Consider the following 17150-nt stretch of genomic DNA (forward strand, 5'->3'; position numbering starts at 1 on the left):
AAACCATGGCGAACGGTCGGCAAATAGTGGCAACACGGGGATGAGTATGAACGATCAACCCATAATCAAAAAGGAGGATATAGCAAACAAAGGAGTTTCCATGGTTAACGCTGATAGGCTGTTCCCCGCCGATCCCACGCTGCGCGACATCACGCGCGAACTGTACGCGGAGGTCAAGGATCTGCCGATCATCTCCCCCCACGGCCACGTGCCGATCGAATGGTTCCACGACAAGGACTACCATTTCGCCAACCCCACCGAACTGTTCATCACGCCCGACCACTACGTGACCCGCATCATGCACTCGCAGGGCGTCGAACTCAAGGATCTGGGCGTGAACCAGAAGGAGTTCACCCCGGAGCAGTCCAAGCACGCGTTCGAACTGTTCGGCAAGTACTGGTACGCCTACGCCGGCACCCCGATGCGCTACTGGTTCGAGGATGCGCTCGCCAACGTGTTCGGCATCGATAAGGAATTCGGCCCCGACACCGCCGGCGAGATCTACGATGAGCTCGACGCGCTGCTGAAGACCGACGAGTTCTCCACCCGCGCCCTGGTCAAGAAGTTCAACCTCGAGTTCATCTCCACCACCGACGACACGTTCGACGACCTGCACCTGCACGACGAGACCAACGCCGACCCCGACTTCCCGGCCCGCCTCGCCCCGGCGTTCCGCCCCGACAAGCTGCTCGAGCCCAAGAAGACCCCGGACTGGGCCGCCCAGGTGGCCAAGCTCGGCGAAGTGACCGGCGAGGACACCTCCACCTACGAAGGCTTCTTCGAGGCCATGCGCAAGCGCCGCCTGTACTTCAAGGAGCACGGCGCCGTGCTGTCCGACCACTCGCATGACGACGTGCGTTCCGACCGCGTGCCGGACGACGAGCTGCCCGCCCTGTACAAGGAGGCCCTCGACGGCACGATCAGCGAAGAGGACGCCACCCGTCTGCGCCGCACGTTCTTCAACGATCAGATCCGCCTCGCCCAGGAGGACGGCCTGGTCATGACCGTGCACCCGTCCGTGTTCCGCAGCTACGACAAGGGCAACCTCGCCGTGTACGGTCCCGACACCGGCGCCGACATCCCGGCCCGCGCCGAGTTCGCCGCCGCCCTGCAGCCCATGCTCAACCAGTACGGCTCCAACAAGGACTTCCACTTCGTGGCCTTCACCATGGACGAGACCGTGTACTCCCGCGAGCTCGCCCCGCTGGCCGGCTTCTACCCCGGCTTCTACGTGGGCGCCCCGTGGTGGTTCATCGACTCCCCGGAGCCGATCCTGCGCTACCTGAACGCCGTGACCACCGCCGCCGGCTTCACCAAGCTGTCCGGCTTCATCGACGACACGCGCGCCCTGTGCTCCATCCCGGCCCGTCACGACATGAACCGTCGTCTGACCTGCCGCTTCGTGGCCGGACTGGTGGCCGACCACCGTCTGAGCCTCGAGGAAGGCAAGCGCGTGGTCCGCGACTCCGTGCAGGCCGTCCCGCGCAAGGTCTTCAAGCTCGACTGACGCGCATGCGGTAGCCCAGCCCCCTCCGACGAGGGGGCTGTCTGCCTTCGGCGGGCAGGGGGAAAGGTTGATGGGTTTCCCTCCCTCAGTCACGCTAGCGCGTGCCAGCTCCCTCCCGTGGAGGGAGCACATCGTGATCGGACGACACCGGAGTTCTCCCTCCAAGGGAGGGAGATGTCATGACGTGCGTCATGACAGAGGGAGGGATACGACGTCGATCACGTCGATCACGCCGCCGTCCGCGTCTGCCCTCGCCGGTCTTACCGCCCTCGCGGTCCCGCCCGCCGATTCCATGCGACGGCATCCCTGTGGCAAACCATGGCTACTTGCCGATACCGAACACGAATTCACATAGACTGATAATCAGCGACACACGCCAACGACGGTGCGTGCCAATCAATGGAAGGAAAACGTCACTTATGGTTCTTCATCTGACCGATGACTTCAAGGCCAACGCCGCCGAATGGGAAGCCGCCGGCGTTGCTCTGCCGCAGTACGACCCGGAGGCCATGAAGGCCTACACCGCCGAACACCCCTACTGGGTGCACTTCGGCGCCGGCAACCTGTTCCGCGAAGTCCACGCGCTCATCGCCCAGAGCCTGCTCAACCAGGGTCTGACCAAGTCCGGCGTGATCGTCGCCGAGACCTTCGACGCCGACATCGTCACCGACGCGTTCAAGCCGTTCGACAACCGCGGCCTGTCCGTCATCCTCAAGTCCGACGGCTCCATCGAAACCGAGCTCGTGGCCTCCGTCGCCGAATCCTTCGGCGTCAAGAAGCACGACGAGGTGTGGGACGGCCTGGTCAAGGTCTTCACCAACCCCGAACTGCAGTTCGTCACCGTCACCATCACCGAGAAGGGCTACTCGATCAAGAACAACGACGGCGAACTGCTGCCGTGGATCAAGCCTGAGGTCGAGAACGGCCCCGACTCCGCCGTGTCCGCCATGGGTGCCATCACCGCCCTGCTGTTCGAGCGCTTCAAGGCCGGCGCCAAGCCGATCGCCATGGTCAGCACCGACAACTTCTCCCAGAACGGCGACCGCTTCCGTGCCGTGATCGTCGAATTCGCCCAGCTGTGGGCCGACAAGGGCTTCGTGCCGGACGACTTCGTCGCCTACGTGGACGACCCCGACAAGGTGGCCTTCCCGCTGAGCATGATCGACCGCATCACCCCGAACCCGGCCGAGTCCGTCTCCAAGCTGCTCGCCGAGAAGGGCTTCGCCGACCACGAGATCTTCCACACCGCCCGCGGCACCAACGTTGCCCCGTTCGCCAACTCCGAGGAGACCTGGTACCTGGTGATCGAGGACACGTTCCCGAACGGACGCCCCGAGCTCGAGAAGGCCGGCGTGTTCCTGGGCGACCGCGACACCGTGAACGACTCCGACGAGATGAAGGTCACCACCTGCCTCAACCCGGTGCACACCGCGCTGGCCACCACCGGTCGCCTGATGAGCTACGACTCCATGAGCAAGACCATCGCCGACCCGGATCTTAAGGCCCTCGCCGAGCGCCTGTCCTACGTGGAGGGTCTGCCGGTCGTGGCCGACCCGGGCATCTTCTCCCCGAAGGAGTTCGCCGAGAAGGTCATCGACGTGCGCGTGCCGAACCCGAGCCTGCCCGACTCCCCGGCCCGCATCTCCACCGACACCTCGCAGAAGGTGCCGATCCGCTACGGCGTGACCATCAAGAAGTACATCGAGTCCCCGGACCACGACGTGAACGATCTGGTCGCCATCCCGCTGGCCATCGCCGCTTGGCTGCGCCTGCTGCTCGGCAAGGACGGCAAGGCCACCGACGACAACGGCAACGAGATCACCCTGAGCCCGGATCCGCGCATGGCCGAACTGCAGGACGCCCTGAGCCCGCTCAAGCTGGGCGGCGACCTGTCCAAGGCCGACGAAGTGCTCAAGCCGATCCTCGCCGACGAGACCCTGTGGAACGTGGACCTCACGCAGACCCCGCTCGCCGCGAAGATCGTCAAGTACTTCAAGGAGTTCGCGGCCGGCACCGGCACCCTGCACCCGGTTCTCGAGAAGGAACTCGGTCTCTGAGTTCTCGGGCCTCAGCTCATTGGCTCCCCTCAGTCTGACTGCGTCAGACAGCTCCCCTCAGAGAGGGGAGCCAACGGGGCCGAGCCTTCACGCCATTGGCTCCCCTCCAAGGGAGGGGAGCTGTCGGCAAACGCCGACTGAGGGGAGGGATCGCATCCCCGCGACCTCCCCGCACAACACGCAAACGTCAAACAAAAACCGAACAAACCGACAACAAGCAAAGGATCACCACTATGAAGATGGGTTTCCGCTGGTACGGCGAGGGTAACGACACCATTTCGCTGGACGACATCCGCCAGATCCCCGGCGTCGAAACGATCGTCTGGTCCCTGCACCACAAGCAGGCCGGCGAACTGTGGGAGCCGGAGGAGATCGAGCATGAGATGAAGCTCATCACCGGTCTTTCCGAGGACGACCGCAAGCGCGGCGTCACCAAGACGTTCAACGCCGACGTCGTCGAATCCGTGAACGTGCACGAGTCCATCAAGACCGGCAAGACCATGCTGGGCATGAGCCGCGACGAGGCGCTCGACAACTACATCAAGACCATCGAGAATCTCGGCAAGGCCGGCGTGAAGGTCGTCACCTACAACTTCATGCCCGTGTTCGACTGGCTGCGCACCGACATGTTCCACCCGAGCCCGGACGGCTCCACCGCCCTCTACTACGACGCCCACAAGGTCGCCCAGCTCACCGACCCGCAGGCCCTGATCGACGAGACCCTCAACGGCGCCGGCAACCTGACCATGCCGGGCTGGGAGCCTGAGCGTCTGGCCCACCTGCCGGAGTTCATCGAGGCCTACAAGGGCATCGACCACGACAAGTACTACGAGAACTACAAGGTGTTCCTAGACGCCGTCATCCCCACCTGCGAGAAGTACGACGTCAAGCTCGCCGTGCACCCCGACGACCCGGCCTTCGACCTGTTCGGCTGGCCGCGCGTCGTGTCCTCCAAGGAGGGCATCCAGCGCGTGCTCGACCTCAACCCGAGCCCGTACAACGGCCTGTGCCTGTGCCTCGGTTCGTTCTCGTCCCGCCGCGGCAACGATCCGGTCGACGCCGTCAAGACGTTCATGGACCGCATCCACTTCAGCCACGTGCGCAACATCAAGTTCCTCGACGAGGCCGGCTCCTTCTCCGAGGTGGGCCACCGCGCATCTGAGGGCGACGTGGACACCATCGGCATCATGAAGGCGTACGCCGAGGCCGACTACCAGGGCTACATCCGTCCGGACCACGGCCGTCACCTGTGGAACGAGAACACCCCCGAGCACCGTCCGCGTCCGGGCTACGGCCTGTACGACCGCGCCCTCGGCATCCAGTACCTGCTGGGCGTCTGGGACACCGTCAAGTACAACAAGTAGTCCGTTCCCGCTGTGCCAGTCGGTCGATCACCGGTCTTCAGTTGGTCTCCAACGTCGACGGGGCATCGACCGGCCGCCGGTATCGACTGGCGATCGTCGATTCGGTATCGTGCCGATCTCCGATATCGACCACCACGGCGGTTTTCTCCCACTCCAGTCGGCGCGGTCATGAATCGTCGCCGCACCGACTGATCTTCCGTTGATCGAGGGCCTCCCCGCGCATTTCCGCGCTGGGAGGCCCTCGTCATATCCCCGTTCCGTCACGATCAGCGCACGTTCGTCACACACCCATTCCCAACCCGCACCCCTACACTGCGGGTTCGTTACGCACACACGTCAAACCCGCACCGAGTAGATCGCTACGCTGCGGGTTCGTCATGCGTCCCGGTCAAACCTGCAGTGAACGTATCCCCACGCTACGGGTTCGTCGGGTGTACACAGCAACCTGCACTTTAGCTCGTTTGCCGTACGCGGACCGAACGACCACGGTTCGAATACGTTCCGTTGCGTTTGATGAGCGAAACGTACTCGAACCGTGCGCTACGAGTACGTTCCGATAGGGAAGAGGAACGGAACGTAAGCGAAGCGGACGATACGAGTACGTTCCGTAGTGAGTATGGGACGAAACGTAACCGAACGCAGTGCCACGGTTACGTTCCGTTGTGGATGATGGGCGAAACGTAACCGAAGCGGATACGAAAAAGGCTCCTCTCAGAGAGAGGAGCCGAGCGTCGTTCATGGTGACGTTTGCCGGAGCGGCCGAGCGTCACTCCGCGATGCCGTCCGCTGGAGTTGTCACTCCACGGTGTTGCCTGCGGGAGTGACTGGTCACTCCACGTTGGCATGGTTGGCGTTGGCCTGGGCGTCGGACACGTTGTCGCGGCGGGAGAGCATGAGGCACAGGGCGTCGAGCGCGATGTGCACGCTCTGGTCGAACAGCGAGCTCAGCAGCTGGATCGAACCGCCGGCCTCGCCCTTCACGCGGCCCGGCACCAGGATCACGGCGTCCGCGGCGGCGGCCAGCGGCGACTCCGGCTTGGACGTGACGGCGATCACCTTCACGCCGAGCTTCTTCGCGGCCTCGGCGTCCTCCACGGTCTTGCGGGTCTTGCCCGAACCGGAGATGGCGAGCAGCACGTCGCCCTCGTGCATGGACGGGCAGATCGTTTCGCCCATCATGTAGCTCGTGTACCCGATGTGCATCATGCGCATGGCGAAGCTGCGCGCCTGGAATCCGGAACGGCCCTCGCCGGTGGCGTACACGCGGTCGTTGCGGCCGATCACGTCGCGCGCGGCGATCAGATCGGCCTCGTCCATCTTGGCGATGACGCCCTGGATCTCCTCGACGATCTGGTCGAGAATGCGCGGTTCGGTGGTGGATGCGGTTTCGTTGGTCATGATGATTCCCTTTTCTGTGTGATGGTGGTGGGGTGGATGGAAGTGAATGATTGATTGGTGGTGACGGGGTGGAGCCCTCCCTCAGTCACGCGTTCGCGTGACAGCTCCCTCCAAGGGAGGGAGCACATAGGGATTGAAGCTTGCGCTCGCCGGTTGGTATTGCCGGACGTTGTCGCGACTGGGGAAGAGGCCCTTTGCGAAATCTTAAATTATGTGCGGATCGGTCCGTCCGGCCCCGCTCAGCCGCACAGGTCCTTGCACTCGGCGCAGGCGGCGGCGATATCGTCGGCCTTGGTGATGGCGGATCCCATGATCGTGATCTCCACGCCCTCGGCGGCCAGTCCGGCGAGCTGATCCTTCTTGATACCGCCCGCGATGGCGATACGACGGATCTGCGGATACCGTGCCTTGAACGCACGCACCTGACCGACCGGATCGGCGGTCGCGCCCGAATCGATCGACGTGTGCAGGCAATACACGGCGTTCTCGAATCCGGAGATCTTCTCGATGCGATCCTCGTCGCATTCCAGCAGATCGATCATCATCACGCCGTCGTGCGCCTCGGCCGACGCGTAGCACACCTCGAGCGTGCCGAGCGACGACGAGCCCATCACGGTCAGATACGTGAATCCGCAGTCGAAGCCGAGATCGAACTCATACTTGCCCTCGTCGCACGTCTTGATGTCGCCGAGCACGGCCGTGCCGTTCGCCGCCTCGATCAGCGGGCCGAGCGCGCGCACGCCGAACTCCTTGGTCAGCGACGTGCCGACCTCGATCACATCGGCCGTACCGGCCACCTGACGAATGATCTCCACCGCGCGCGGAATGTCCACGCGGTCGATCGCAACCTGCAGTTTCACAGCGATACTTCCTTCCTGGGGGTGTTGGCGATGAACGATTCCAGCTGCTCGCGGGTGGGTAGGCCCTCCGAATCGGAGACGCTGGTCACCTGGATGGCGCCCACGGCGTTCGCGCGCTCAAGCAGACGGTCGGCCGGCAGATCTTCCAGCAGCGCGGTGATCGCGCCGGATGCGAAGCCGTCGCCCGCGCCCACGGTGTCGACCACGTCCACCACGAAACTGGGGACCACGGTCTCCACGCGCTCGCCGTTCTCGTTGCGGGAGAACAGTGCGGATCCGCTGGCGCCGAGCTTGATGATGACCTGCTTGACGCCCATGTCGAGATAGAAGTCGGCCACGTCGCGCGCGTCCTCGCGTCCGGAGAACATCTGGCCTTCGGACAGGCCTGGCATGAACACGTCGCACTTGGCGGCGAGCTTGTTGGTGGCGGCGATCATCTCCTCCTCGCTCGGCCACAGCGTGGGACGCGGGTTCGGGTCGAACGTGACGAGTGCGCCGTGTTCGCGGGCGGCGTCGACCAGTCGTTCGATGGTTTCGTACGTGTTGGCGGCGAGGGCGGCGAACACGCCGGACACGTGCAGGATCTTCAGGCCGCTGAAGTCGATGCCATCGACGATGTCGGGCGTGGTGCGGCTGGCGGCCGAGCCCTTGCGGAAGTAGATGACCTTGGGATCGCCGTCGGGCAGGACCACCTTGAGCTGGGATCCGGTGGCGGCCTCGCCGCTGCGGCGGATGTTGGCGGTGTCGATGCCGGCGTTGGTCATGTAGTCGACGATCATGTCGCCCTGCCAGTCGTTGCCGAGCGTGGTCACGTAGCTGACGGTGTGGCCTTGACGGCGTACGCCGATGGCGACGTTGAATTCGGCGCCGGCCATCTGGGTGGGCAGCGTGCGGGCTTCCATGTAGGTCTGGTCGGAGTCGGCGATGAGATTCACCATGGGTTCGCCGATGGTCATGACTTCGGTCATTGCGGTTCCTTACGTGCGGTGGGGTGGGGAGTGCGGAGGAGTGCGGGGTGGAGTGATGGTGCGGAGGAAAGTGCAGGGTGTGGGAGATGGGGAGAGTTGGGATCCCGGTGTGCTCCCTCCGTGGGAGGGAGCTGGCGTGCGAAGCACGACTGAGGGAGGGAAATGGGCGGGAGGGAATAATGAAGCCAACTGGCTTTGTATCCCTCCCTCAGTCACGGCCGGGCCGTGACAGCTCCCTCCCTGGGAGGGAGCACGCCGGAGAGGGGGGCTATGCCGCCAGGGCGGCGCGGACCTGCTCGTACTGGGGAGCGACGTTCGCGGCGTCGATCGGGAACTCGAGGAACACGGGCACGCCGGCGGGCAGCTGCGCGAGCAGCGCCTTCCAGTCGATCACGCCGTCCTCGAGCATGGTGGTGGCAAGATCCTCACGGGACTCCGCGCCGTTCACGTTCTTCAGGTGGAACACGCTGATCGAATCCTTGAGCTCGTCGAACGCGGCGACCGGATCCTCACCGCGCCAGAACCAGTTGCCGAGGTCGAACGTGTAGCCGATCGCACTGTCGGCGGCGGCTACGTTGGCGAGCGAGGCGCGCGTGCAGTCGAGCGTGCCGTTCTCCGGGGTCTGGTCGTTCTCGATGGTCACGCTCACGCCGTACTTGGCGGCCAGCGCGTCGATCTCGTGCAGCACGTCGGCGGCAACGTCCTTCACATCACCCTGGTTGAGCTTCACGTTTTTGGCGCCCATGCGCTTGGCCTCGCCGAAGTACTGTTCCAGTGCGGGATTGGCGGCGCCGTTCGTGGTGATGACTTCGGGCACGGAGTAGAACAGGTCGAGTCCGCCGGCTTTGGCTGCCGCGGCGATGCGATCGAATTCGACGTCGTCGGCGATGTATTCGCGGCGGACTTCGGCGAGCGTGGCGCCAAGATCGGCGATGCGCGGCAGTACTACGGACTGCGGGGTGCCGTTGGTGAGGTCGGTCATGTAGACGAGGGTGTTGATGCCGATGGTGTGGGTGGTCATTGATGGTCCTTTCGTAACGTTCGGTTGTGGATCCGGGACCGTGCGCAGGCAGTGCGTTCATGGTCCCGGAATCGGTAGTAGTCGGGGGAGCGCCCAAGTCGGGCGGAATGATCAGAACAGCAGCAGTCCGGCGAGTCCCATGATCGGGAAGGTGCAGGCCCAGTAGACGGGCACGCCGTTCTTGAGGAAGGTCTTCGGCTCGAGTCCGGTGTAGCCCACCGACCAGGTGTTCCACGACTGGGTGATGCAGGCGGAGATGCAGGTCATGGACGGCACGACGAGCAGGGCGAACAGGAACCAGGCGTTGAACATGCCGGTGGCCATGAAGATGCTGATCACCGCGGAGCCGGCGCCGTACAGTTCCAGCGGGCCGCGGAACAGGGCGAGCGGGGCGAGGATGCAGAACGCGAGGCCGAGGATGAACGTGTTGTTCGGGATGAGCGGGGTGAGCACCGGACCGAAGTCCTTCATCACGGTGACGGCGATCTCCTGGAAGAAGCGCAGCACGAGCAGCATGATGATCAGCGGGCCGATGTCGCCGATGGCGGTCTTGGCGGTGGATTCGAGCATCTTGCCGAAGCCCTTGATCGACTTCATGTGGCCGGTGAACGCGAAGGTGAGGATGGTGGCGAGCATGAGGGCCGGCACGGCGTTCCACTGCAGCACGATGCACAGGGCGACGGGCACGATCGGCATGATGTAGGTCCACACGGGCACGTCGGGGATGTTCGTCGGCTGCTCGTCGGGGTCGCCCACCTCGTACGGGGTGCCGTTCTTGATGGCCTTGGAGTTGATGAGGATGAAGATGATCACGCCGAGCATCTGTACGAGCAGGGCGGCGATGCCGAAGCGCAGGTAGTGGGTGCCCCATTCGACCACGGAGCCGTCGGGGGACTTGTAATCCTGGTAGAAGGCGGCGAACTGCACGAACAGCACGCTGTTGACCCACATGGCGGCGCCGATCGACAGGGTGAAGACGGGGACGGCCACGCGCTTGGGCACGCCGAGGCGGCCCATGATCGGGAAGAGGATCACGCCGATGGCGATCGCGGAGCCCACGCCGTAGGCGCTGGTGAAGATGAGGCAGGTGACGGCGGCCATGCAGATGGTGGCGAGCACGGGGTTCTTCTCGCCCACCTTGGCGGTGCGGTAGGAGATGGACGATGCGATGCCGGTGTCCACGAGCACGCGGCCGAACCATGCGCCGCAGACGATCTGGATGATCGTGGGGCCGTAGGTGAGGGCCGGCTGGGCGAAGATGTCCTCCACCACGTCGAACGGTTCGCCGACGCCGAATGCCACGCCGAGGAAGTAGATGAGCAGCCAGACGATGGTCTGCACAAAGAATCCGATGGTGAGGTTGCCGCCCTTCATCGCGTACACCGCGAAGCAGACGAAGGAGAGGATGAGCAGTATGCCCATGACGCCTGTGATCATTGTGCTCCTCCTTGAGCTGTTCTCTTTCCTTGAGTATGTCAGTTGTCGGCGGATCGGCTGTGCAGGTCGTTGCGTGTCCGCCGTTCCGTTGTTGCTGTCGTTGATTGTTCTTTTCGTTGCCTGTTGTTTGTGTACCGGTTTTGTGTACCGGTTAACAAGCGTTGATTAGAGTATGCCACGCTTATGTGTACCGGTCAACTAACGTTCACCACGGCGTGTCGTTGATGCGGTCGGATGGGTCGAAGAGGAGCTGGGTGGAACGAGATGGGGGAGGGGCCGGGCATGGTGGCGGGGAAGGCGTGGTCGAATGATCCTGAGCCCTCCCTCAGTCGCGCTTCGCGCGCCAGCTCCCTCCCTAGGAGGGAGCACGGAGGAGTTGCTGATGGCTTCCCCTCGAGGGGAAGCTGGCGGCCGAAGGCCGACTGATGAGGTGAATCGCGGTCGCTCGACCGCGAAATATACGCATCGACCGCAGGTCGATGCCGCAATCGAACGCCGACTTCCTTTGAACCCTGAAATCCCCGAAAACCGTAGTCTTCCGCTACGCCGCCGTGGACCCGAACACCCGCAGCTGCGCGGGAATCTCCACCAGCTGTGCGGGGGAGGAGTCGCCGTCGTAGATGCGCGCGATCAGCCGCGTCGCCGCAGTGCGTCCCATGAGCACCGGGTCCTGATCCACGCAGGTGATGCCCGGGCCGCTGTACCGCGCCCAGCGCTTGGTGGCGAACGCGCACAGTCCCACCGTCGTGCCCACGCCGTTCACCGTGCCGGTGCTGTTCGTCGTATCGCGATCGCCGTTGCGGCTGTCGTCGCGTCCGACGCCGTCCTCGGCCTGATCATGTGCCTCGCTCAGATCGGCCAGTACGGCGAACACGTCGCACATCGCGTCCTCATTATTGGCGAACACGCACACGCGCTCGCCGCGATGCGTGTTGAGGATCGCGGTCAATCGCGCGGCGAGCCCGACGGATGCGGAATCGTCGCAGTCGGACTTGTCAGACTTGTCGGTTTTGCCGGATTCGCCGGTCGTGCGGGGGGCGTCCGGCGTGCCATTCGTTCCGCCCGCGTTCAACTCTCCGTCGTCGCGCGGCGAATCGGCGTATTCCAATACCTCGCCGCCGAGACCGTGCCCCGCGAAGTAGTCGAGCGCCGCGTCGGCACGCGCCCGCCTGGTGGTGATCCCGTCGATCGGCTGCGTCACGAACACCACGTAGTCGTATCCGCGCTCGCACACATGATCGAGCATCGTGTCCACCGCGCCGGCATTATCGGTCACGATGCAGTCGCACATCGGCGGCGTGATCATACGGTCGAGCAGTACGATCGGCGGATTGCCGGCCGTGTGCGCGAACGTCGTCAGGAACTCGTCGTTGCCGCCCACGGTGTTGACGATCAGGCCGTCCACCTGCGAATCCATTAATGACTCGATGGCCGCGCGCTCCAGCTTCGGATCGTCGTCGGCGTCGCTGACCAGCAGCTGGATGCCGCGCTCGCGGCACACGGCCTGCATGCCCTTGAGCAGCTGCGAGCTGAACGGATTGCTGATGTTCGCGATCGTCACACCGATCATGCGGCTGTTCGTGGCCTTGAGCCCCTGCGCCATCTTGTTCGGCCGGTAGTCAAGCTCCCTGATCACCGTCTCGATGCGCGCACGCGTGTCGGCGGACATGTAGTCGTATTCGCCATGCAGGTACCGCGAGATCGTGGTTTTGGACACGCCCACCGCGGCCGCCACGTCGGCGATGCTGGGCTTGCGATTTCCCTTCGTGGGGCGACTCATTCGAAACCTCCTTGAATGCCGTGCCCGTGCGTGGATGCAGTCGGACACGTCGTCGGACACGCGGATGGGCGACCTGCATGATTTCCGCTCTATACGGTTATGTTAACCGGTTTCTCCTCACGCTGTGTCGTCATTGCGTTGCGTTGTGTTATTGCGTTGCGTTGTGCTATGCGGCGGCATGACATCGTCGAGCCGCATCAGCGGAATCGCGGCGATGATCACCGCGCCGAACGCCAGCGTCCACGTATACCGCGTCTGATGACCGGGCAGCAGCATCAGCGTAAGAATGGTCAGCGCCCACGGCGTGAACAGCACCAGATTGCGCCGTCGGGCAGCCCCCGCCAGACAGCACAACGCCAGCGCGGTCAACGGCACGAACACCACATACGTGGCCTCGCTCATCAGGAACGATACGCCGGGCATGTGCGCCAGCGTCTTGTAGATCGCCGCGCCGTACCGCTGCGGCAGCGACTTCTGCGCGCCCTGGTCGGTGCTGCGATACTCCGGCAGAATCACGCGCTGCGGATGCTCGCTCTCCCAACCCCAACGCACATACCAGCCCTCGTCGTAGTACGAACTCATCGTGAACGGATCGCGCAGCCACGGCACGGCATGCAGATAATCGCCGATATGCGTGACGCCGAGCCGCGCCCACAACAGCAGGAAGCGCGCCGCGTCACCGCTCGTGGCGTTGCGGTTGTAGCAGCGGTCCTTGATCGTGTCGGCGCTGCCGATCTCCCGGTTGCGCTGCGGTTCGATCAGCAGATAGCGGCGCAGCTGACTCGTGGTGCAGACGTTCACCGCGTCGACCGTGGCCCGGTCGGCGGACGACAGCAGCGGGCCGGCGCCAGCGTCGGTCGTTGTGGTCCCGTCGGCATCCCCCGGCTTCATGCCCGACGGATAGCCGTCATACTTCGCCACGACATACAACGTCTGCTGCAACGGAATACTGATCATCTCCTGACGTCCGCCCGGTGCCACATGCAGCAGCGGGAACACGATCGCCGTGATCACGCTCACCAGAACGACCGGCGTCACGGCCAGCGACAACGAGAGCAGCCGACGGCCGCGCAACGCCACGGCGAACACGATGAACGACGCGGCGATGATCTCCATCGCGATCTTGCGCGTCTCCGCACACACCACCGCCAGCACCACGATGCCGACGATCAGCCACGGACCCAGCCGCTTCCCGGCGCGTACCCGGCGCACGTACTCGATCATGAGCACCATAAGCAGCAGGAAGAACGGCATCGAGGTGGTGTCCTTGACGATCGCCATGGCCGTGCGGCCGAAGAGCGGCGTGAGCCCCACGAACGCGAGCGCCGCGGTGCAATACTGCCATGGCACGCGCAGCACGCCGCCCAGATATGTGAGCACCACCGCGAGCGCGGCGGCGATGGCAAGCGTCTGCAGCGCGGCCAGCAGATACAGGCCCCAGCGCTCGCTGCCCATGGTCAGGCCGAGGCGGTCGAAGAAGCCGTAGATCACGGTGTCGAGCCATGGGTGCTGGTCGTTCATGGTGGAGCCGAGGTCCACCGCGCGCGACGACGGATCCCACACGTAGCCGGAGCGCACCCACATGATCTGGGCGATGGTGTCGGCGGCGATGTTCACCGGCCACAGCAGGATCATCCACGGCAGCCAGCAGACGGCGATCAGAGCGGTCGTGACGGCGATGTTGCGGGCGGAGAGGCGCTGGAACAGGCCGGGAAGAACGTGGTGCCGGGGCGGGATGCTCGAGGCGTTTCGGGCGATTTGGGCGACCGAGGGGCCGGTTGTGCCGGCTGGGTCGGTTGTGTCTGGATGTGCCGGGTTGGCTGTGCCGGCTGGGCTTGCCGGGTTGACCGGAGCGTGTGTTGTTGCGGCTGAACGTGCCATGGCGTTTGTGGCCCAGGTGAGCAGCAGCGTCATGGCGGCGATGGCGAGCAGGGCGAATCCCGCGTATCGCAACAGCATGAATAGGTGGAACCAGATGGTCCGGTATTGCGGTGCCACGTAGGGGAGTGTGGGTGTGGCCTGCGGGGGAGCGTGGCGGCCGGCGTCGTAGTGGGCGGGGATGGTGAGCGAAAGCGCGAACGCCAGTCCGGTGGTCATGGCCCATGTGCGGATGGCGCGGCTTGGTTGGGGGAGGGGGACGCGGAGGAAATTCGACGTGATGCGGTTCGTCGGGTTTCCGCTTGCTGGGGCGTCGATGGGTGCGGCGCTGATGGCGGCTGATCTGCCTGTTCCCATGAACAGGCACCAGCCGAGAAGCTCGATCACGAACACTACGGCGAACAGGGCCAGTCCCGCGGCGCTGCTCGTCGTGCTCATCTGCGTGGCGATGTTCGTGAGAGCGGTCGGTAGGTCGCGGAACGCGCGGGCGTTGGAATACGAGGCCGTCAGTGAGAAACAGGATAGGAGGCTGGCGATGAGTGCGATGAACGAGACGAATGCGGGGCGATGGGGGCCTGGATGCATGAGAAGGGTCGGTTCGCCGTGGTCCGCGGTCGTTCGTGATGTGGGTGCCATGGCGATTCATGCTACTCCGCGGTTCACAAAACGACGATGCGTCATCTCCGGTGTTGAAATCACGGGGGATTTTTTCGGTATCCGCGTTTTGTGAACCGATCTCTCCTCCCCGATTCCCGCATTTGTGGGAATTGATTCTTTTCTATTCGGAATTGTCCTAAAACCCTCGAGAAATGTTCGGAAAAGTTTGATTTATCTTGCGTGGTGGTCGGCGTGCGGGCAAGGACGGTTCACAAATCGAAGATACGATCGAGCGGCGATGGAATCTTGCGGAGGTATGCGGGGTATCTGCGTTTTGTGAACCGCCGGTCTTTGAGACGACTCTATGAAACCGCTTTCAAATGTGACATCCCCCACAGGAACGGCAAATGCTGTCAACGTTGCCGGCGTCCGCCAGCGTGCCTCTACTATGATGTGTAGTGGCCGGGTTCAAGGTCCGAACCTCGCCGAAACGACGAATACGTTTGAACAAAGGGATTTCTATGACGTTGGGTGCATCAACCGTGGATATCAAGCCGGGCAAGGTGCTGCTGGTCGGTGAGGCGATGGCGCTGTTCACCGCCGAGCAGGAAGGCGACATGGCCGAGGTCGAGACGTTCGGCGCCTCGGTCGCCGGTGCCGAACTGAACGTGGCCGTGGGTCTGTCCCGCATGGGGCAGAAGCCGGTGTACATGACCAAGCTGGCTGAGGATCCGTTCGGCGGTCGCATCCTCAACTTCATGAAGCGCAACAGCATCGACACCTCGCTGGTGACGATCGACAACACGCATCCCACCGGATTCATGCTCAAGTCCAAGGTGAGCAAGGGCGATCCGAAGACCGCCTACTTCCGCAAGGGTTCCGCCGCCTCCACCCTGTCGCCCGCCGACGTGGACGCGGTCGATTTCTCCGACATTTCGCTGGTGCACATCACCGGCATCCTGCCCCCGCTGAGCGAGACCACGCTGGCCGCCGCCAAGGAGCTGATCGTCAAGGCCCGCGAGCACGGCGCCTACGTGTCGTTCGACCCGAACCTGCGTCCGGCCATCTGGCCGAGCCTTGATCTGATGCGCAAGACGCTCGTCGAGCTCGCCTCCCAGGCCGACCTGATCCTGCCCGGCGTGGGCGAAGGCCGTGAGCTGTTCGGCGCCGACGATCTGGAAAGCACCGCCCAGGCGTTCATCGACAACGGCGCCAAGCTCGTCGTGGTCAAGGACGGCCCCGCCGGCGCGTACGCCACCGACGGCAAGGACTCCACCTACGTGCACGGCTTCGTCGTGGACAAGGTCGTGGACACGGTCGGCTGCGGCGACGGCTTCGCCGCCGGCACGATCTCCGCGCTCATGGACGGCCTGACCGTGGACGAGGCCCTGGAGCGTGGCTGCGCGCTCGGCGCCATCCAGACCCAGTTCGTCTCCGACAACGAGGGCTTGCCCACCCCGGAGGAGCTCAAGGCGTTCAAGGAATCCCACCGTCGCGCGGAGTGACTGCGCGAAGTTGGGCATTCGGCAATTCAACCTGTTGGTAACAACTCAAAGGAGTAAACACTATGGCAGATAAGACCAACGAAGAGCAGCTGGCCTACCTTTCCGAGCTGGGCGTGGTGCCGCTGGTCACCCTCCACAGCGTCGAGGAGGCCGTGCCGCTGGCCAAGGCCCTTGAGGAGGGCGGCGTTCCGGTGGCCGAGGTCACCTTCCGTTCCCCGTACGCCATCGAAGGCATGAAGAAGATCCGCGACGAGGTCCCCGGCGTCACCCTGGTGGCCGGCACCGTGCACACCGTCGAGCAGGCCAAGGCCTCCGTCGAGGCTGGCTGCAAGGGTCTGGTCACCCCGGCCTTCACCAAGTCCGTGGTGGATTACGCCCTCGAGAACGACATCCTGATCCTCCCCGGCTGCGCCGTGCCGTCCGACGTGGACGACGCCTACCAGCGCGGTCTGCGCTACGTCAAGTTCTTCCCGGCCGAGGCCTACGGCGGCGTGAAGACCCTGAAGGCCCTCAACGGCCCGTTCGCCGAGATGAAGTTCCTGCCCACCGGCGGCGTGAGCCTGAAGAACGCCGAAGAGTACCTCTCCCTGAACAACGTGTTCGCCATCGGTGGCTCCTTCCCGGTGCCGTCCGCCGCGCAGAAGGCCCACGACTGGGATGCCATCGCCCAGGCCTGCAAGGACGCCCGCGCGCTGGTCGAGAAGGTCCGCGGCGCCAAGGCCTGATCCTTCCCCTGTTTTCGAACGCAACGGATGCCCGTTCCACGTCATGGTTCGCC

12 protein-coding genes are annotated in these 17150 nt (G+C 64.1%); 5 read left to right on the forward strand and 7 right to left on the reverse strand.

Going from position 1 to position 17150, the window contains the following annotated elements:
* The first annotated feature begins 100 nt into the window (after positions 1 to 100).
* The 3 genes from uxaC to uxuA all read left to right on the forward strand — a co-directional run bounded on the left by uxaC (position 101) and on the right by uxuA (position 4928).
* Positions 101 to 1507: a glucuronate isomerase gene (uxaC, locus tag D2E23_RS07370; RefSeq protein ID WP_240541725.1), complete on the forward strand. Its 1407-nt coding sequence runs from the start codon at positions 101 to 103 to the stop codon at positions 1505 to 1507.
* A gap of 419 nt (positions 1508 to 1926) precedes the next feature.
* Positions 1927 to 3564, forward strand: a complete 1638-nt coding sequence (locus tag D2E23_RS07375; protein WP_126030321.1) for a mannitol dehydrogenase family protein — start codon at positions 1927 to 1929, stop codon at positions 3562 to 3564.
* Between the two features lie 233 nt (positions 3565 to 3797).
* The gene (gene uxuA / locus D2E23_RS07380) at positions 3798 to 4928 is read left to right on the forward strand and encodes a mannonate dehydratase (protein ID WP_093960759.1); all 1131 of its coding nucleotides are present in this window, start codon (positions 3798 to 3800) and stop codon (positions 4926 to 4928) included.
* Positions 4929 to 5756: 828 nt separating this feature from the next.
* Here the strand turns inward: uxuA and hxlB are convergent.
* The 7 genes from hxlB to D2E23_RS07420 form a co-directional block, all read right to left on the reverse strand.
* Positions 5757 to 6326 carry a 6-phospho-3-hexuloisomerase gene (gene hxlB / locus D2E23_RS07385; protein ID WP_126030322.1) on the reverse strand — a complete coding sequence of 190 codons (570 nt, stop codon included), beginning with the start codon at positions 6324 to 6326 and terminating at the stop codon, positions 5757 to 5759.
* Positions 6327 to 6565: 239 nt separating this feature from the next.
* Positions 6566 to 7186, reverse strand: coding sequence for an orotidine 5'-phosphate decarboxylase / HUMPS family protein (locus D2E23_RS07390; RefSeq protein ID WP_126030323.1), 621 nt, complete (start codon positions 7184 to 7186; stop codon positions 6566 to 6568).
* Positions 7183 to 8154 (reverse strand): sugar kinase, encoded by a 972-nt coding sequence (locus tag D2E23_RS07395; RefSeq protein WP_126030324.1) that lies wholly within the window; start codon positions 8152 to 8154, stop codon positions 7183 to 7185. Before D2E23_RS07395 ends, D2E23_RS07390 begins: the two co-directional genes overlap by 4 nt.
* A 268-nt stretch (positions 8155 to 8422) precedes the next feature.
* A complete protein-coding gene (locus D2E23_RS07400; RefSeq protein ID WP_126030325.1) occupies positions 8423 to 9175 on the reverse strand; it encodes a sugar phosphate isomerase/epimerase family protein in 753 nt (250 codons plus the stop codon).
* Between the two features lie 111 nt (positions 9176 to 9286).
* Positions 9287 to 10612, reverse strand: a complete 1326-nt coding sequence (locus D2E23_RS07405) for a gluconate:proton symporter (RefSeq protein WP_126030326.1) — start codon at positions 10610 to 10612, stop codon at positions 9287 to 9289.
* 541 nt (positions 10613 to 11153) lie between these two features.
* Positions 11154 to 12392, reverse strand: coding sequence for a LacI family DNA-binding transcriptional regulator (locus tag D2E23_RS11840; protein ID WP_240541655.1), 1239 nt, complete (start codon positions 12390 to 12392; stop codon positions 11154 to 11156).
* Between the two features lie 117 nt (positions 12393 to 12509).
* Complete coding sequence (locus D2E23_RS07420) at positions 12510 to 14906, reverse strand: DUF6020 family protein (RefSeq protein WP_126030327.1); 2397 nt, start codon at positions 14904 to 14906, stop codon at positions 12510 to 12512.
* Positions 14907 to 15388: 482 nt separating this feature from the next.
* Here D2E23_RS07420 and D2E23_RS07425 point away from each other — a divergent pair, with 482 nt between their 5' ends.
* Together D2E23_RS07425 and eda are read left to right on the forward strand one after the other, a co-directional pair.
* Entirely contained in the window at positions 15389 to 16372 is a 984-nt protein-coding gene (locus D2E23_RS07425) for a sugar kinase (RefSeq protein WP_126030328.1), read from the forward strand.
* Between the two features lie 62 nt (positions 16373 to 16434).
* The gene (gene eda, locus D2E23_RS07430) at positions 16435 to 17097 is read left to right on the forward strand and encodes a bifunctional 4-hydroxy-2-oxoglutarate aldolase/2-dehydro-3-deoxy-phosphogluconate aldolase (protein ID WP_126030329.1); all 663 of its coding nucleotides are present in this window, start codon (positions 16435 to 16437) and stop codon (positions 17095 to 17097) included.
* Positions 17098 to 17150 lie beyond the last annotated feature (53 nt).

This window comes from Bifidobacterium callimiconis, assembly GCF_003952005.1.
Classification (GTDB): domain Bacteria; phylum Actinomycetota; class Actinomycetes; order Actinomycetales; family Bifidobacteriaceae; genus Galliscardovia; species Galliscardovia callimiconis.

Bases quoted from the DNA above. Each gene is read 5' to 3' on its own strand.
- D2E23_RS07425 (WP_126030328.1), top strand. From the start codon at position 15,389: ATGACGTTGGGTGCATCAACCGTGGATATCAAGCCGGGCAAGGTGCTG.
- eda (WP_126030329.1), top strand. From the start codon at position 16,435: ATGGCAGATAAGACCAACGAAGAGCAGCTGGCCTACCTTTCCGAGCTG.
- uxuA (WP_093960759.1), top strand. From the start codon at position 3,798: ATGAAGATGGGTTTCCGCTGGTACGGCGAGGGTAACGACACCATTTCG.
- D2E23_RS07375 (WP_126030321.1), top strand. From the start codon at position 1,927: ATGGTTCTTCATCTGACCGATGACTTCAAGGCCAACGCCGCCGAATGG.
- uxaC (WP_240541725.1), top strand. From the start codon at position 101: ATGGTTAACGCTGATAGGCTGTTCCCCGCCGATCCCACGCTGCGCGAC.
- D2E23_RS07400 (WP_126030325.1), bottom strand. From the start codon at position 9,175: ATGACCACCCACACCATCGGCATCAACACCCTCGTCTACATGACCGAC.
- D2E23_RS07395 (WP_126030324.1), bottom strand. From the start codon at position 8,154: ATGACCGAAGTCATGACCATCGGCGAACCCATGGTGAATCTCATCGCC.
- D2E23_RS07420 (WP_126030327.1), bottom strand. From the start codon at position 14,906: ATGGCACCCACATCACGAACGACCGCGGACCACGGCGAACCGACCCTT.
- D2E23_RS11840 (WP_240541655.1), bottom strand. From the start codon at position 12,392: ATGAGTCGCCCCACGAAGGGAAATCGCAAGCCCAGCATCGCCGACGTG.
- D2E23_RS07405 (WP_126030326.1), bottom strand. From the start codon at position 10,612: ATGATCACAGGCGTCATGGGCATACTGCTCATCCTCTCCTTCGTCTGC.
- hxlB (WP_126030322.1), bottom strand. From the start codon at position 6,326: ATGACCAACGAAACCGCATCCACCACCGAACCGCGCATTCTCGACCAG.